2 protein-coding genes are annotated in these 2,179 nt (G+C 45.9%); one reads left to right on the top strand and one right to left on the bottom strand.

Going from position 1 to position 2,179, the window contains the following annotated elements; genetic code table 11:
* Window positions 1-216 (bottom strand): hypothetical protein (locus QUB66_RS29515; protein ID WP_332970786.1); only part of this gene is annotated, 216 nt, incomplete at its 3' end.
* A gap of 420 nt (window positions 217-636) precedes the next feature.
* Here QUB66_RS29515 and QUB66_RS29510 point away from each other — a divergent pair.
* A complete protein-coding gene (locus tag QUB66_RS29510) occupies window positions 637-2,091 on the top strand; it encodes a group II intron reverse transcriptase (protein ID WP_332970785.1) in 1,455 nt (484 codons plus the stop codon).
* Window positions 2,092-2,179: the final 88 nt, after the last annotated feature.

The raw sequence follows: 2,179 nt of genomic DNA, 5'->3' as shown, positions 1-2,179 counted from the left end.
TGTGCGATTCGTTGCAGATGAATCACGGTCAAGTCCGTAAATAACTCTGCCAGCCAAGACTCCCAAGTCTAGCTGAACTCCAGACATGATGTGAGTGCAAGTCTCACCCGTCAGACTCAGACGTGACTCCCTATCTGCCCACGATGACCCGACTCGGAATTCGGGAGGTCGAAGCTGGGAACAGGACGCAAACAGACCTCCGATACGGGATGACACTGGCGTTAATGGGGAGTTCCTACGATGAAACAGAGCCTAAAAAAGCAACCCACCCCAAGGCAGGGCGTATTACCAAAACCCTGACCTCACTGGAGTTCAAAACCCGCAGCATATATATCCAATAGCTGTAAGAGTCCTGGGTTTTCAGTGGTTGAAGTGGCTACATCTAAGGGAACGATTAATCAGTCAGGGGAACGAATAGAAACGAATCTAAGGTCTATGAAATGTCGATTTCATGGTAAGCCAGACGAGATGACTAACTCCTTAGAATCGGGTAAGACGACCCGTTACTGGGTCGAGGTATTCAGAACACACTACATCGAGTAGAGCATGATTGGACAGAGTTTAACAGCTACTGAATCTTGGACAAAACTCCCTTGGAAGCAATTCCGTCGGAATCTATTCCGCCTACAAAATCGCGTGTACAAAGCAGTCCAAGTTGGAGACAAGCGGAAAGCGCGGTCACTACAAAAACTGATTCTAAAATCTCAAGCTGCAAGATTACTGGCTATCCGTCAAGTCACACAGCTAAACGCTGGAAAAAAGACAGCAGGGGTTGATGGCAAAAAGTCCCTCACGTTCGAGGAACGGTTTGCTCTGAGCGATGCGCTGAGAATCAACTCTAACACATGGAAACACCAAGGCTTACGAGAAATCCCAATCCCTAAAAAAGACGGCACGACTCGAATGCTAAAAGTCCCTACTATGGCTGACCGAGCATGGCAATGTATCGCCAAGTTCGCACTTGAACCAGCACATGAAGCAACATTCCATGCTCGAAGCTATGGGTTTAGGACTGGTCGCTCGGCGCATGACGCTCAAAGATACCTGTACAACAACCTTAGCTCCTTCTGCAATGGGAAAGATAAACGAGTGATTGAACTCGATATCGAAAAATGCTTCGACAGAATCTCACACACCTCAATCATGGATAATCTAATTGCCCCTTGGGGACTAAAGCTCGGCATCTTCAGATGTCTAAAAGCTGGAACTAATATAGAATTCCCTGACCAAGGAACGCCCCAAGGGGGTGTGGTGAGTCCTTTGTTAGCCAACATCGCACTTAACGGAATCGAAAGTATCCATCAATCTAAAGACTCATGTGGAAGGATAACTGAACCTACCGTTCGATATGCGGACGATATGGTAATAGTTTTAAAACCACAAGATGACGCGGATGAAATACTAGAGAGAGTCAACAAATTCCTGTCAGCAAGGGGGATGAAAGTCAGTGAACGAAAAACCAAGGTTACCGCTACGATAGACGGATTTGATTTCCTAGGCTGGACATTTAAAGTCCAGAAAAACGGTAAGTTTAAATGCACTCCCTCAGAGGAGAACTATAAAGCTTTTCGTAAGAAAGTAAAACACGTCGTCAACAACTCAGGATATGGTGCTGTGGTGAAAGCTGAGAAATTAGCACCCATAGTTAGAGGATGGCGAAACTACCATAAATTCTGCAAGATGAGTGGAGCGAGAAATTCTCTCTGTTTTATTCAGAAACGCGCATTTAAGGTGTTCAATAAAGAAACCAAGCAAAATCGCTACACTGCCAAGAAATTGTCAGAACAGGCGTTTCCTGCGGTTTCCTACGCCGAAAACAAATATGTCAACGTCAGAGGGACTAAATCGCCCTACGACGGAGATGTTCATTACTGGAGCGAACGTAATAGCAAACTCTACGATGGGGCAACCTCTAAAGCTCTCAAAAAGCAAAACCATTCATGTGCCAGATGCGGGTATAAACTCACAAGTGAAGAAAGAGTACACCTACATCATATCGACGGCAATCACGATAACTGGAAAGCTAAAAATCTTGAAGCTCTTCATGAGTCTTGCCACGATTACACCCACATGAGCAAGTCGCGTGACTAGAATATCGGGAGCCGAATGCGATGAAAGTCGCACGTTCGGATCTAATTGGGAGGGGCGGGGCTTAATAGCCTCCCTCGACCTAACTCAA

This window comes from Microcoleus sp. A2-C3, from assembly GCF_036706065.1.
GTDB lineage: Bacteria > Cyanobacteriota > Cyanobacteriia > Cyanobacteriales > Microcoleaceae > Microcoleus.
This window is presented reverse-complemented; position numbering and strand designations above follow the sequence as displayed.